Here is a 385-nt window from a genome sequence, read left to right as displayed (position 1 = left end):
CACTCGCGAGCCTTATCGTCGACATCAATTTGAACTTTTTTCTCATCCAGCTGTGCCTGAAGCTCTGTAAGGAACTTATCAACCACATGCTTGATGGTATCTTCATTCAATGACTCGAAGGGTATAATGGAATCAAGTCGGTTTCTGAATTCCGGAGTAAAGGTTTTCTTGATAGCTTCCATACCATCTGTCGTATGATCCTGCTCAGTGAAACCAATTGAGCTGCGAGTCATGGTTTCGGCACCCGCATTCGTAGTCATGACCAGAATGACATTTCGGAAATCGGCTTTACGTCCATTGTTGTCAGTCAAAGTACCATGATCCATTACCTGCAGCAGCAGGTTGAACACATCCGGGTGGCCTTTTTCAATCTCATCCAACAACA

General features: G+C 44.7%; 1 protein-coding gene. It reads right to left on the bottom strand.

The features are described from left to right. Positions 1-385: AAA family ATPase (locus tag CWC28_RS21590; protein WP_171038366.1), on the bottom strand; the 385-nt coding region annotated here is incomplete at both ends.

The sequence above is a fragment of the Pseudoalteromonas sp. S4492 genome, assembly GCF_005886115.1.
GTDB lineage: Bacteria > Pseudomonadota > Gammaproteobacteria > Enterobacterales > Alteromonadaceae > Pseudoalteromonas > Pseudoalteromonas gelatinilytica.
This window is presented reverse-complemented; position numbering and strand designations above follow the sequence as displayed.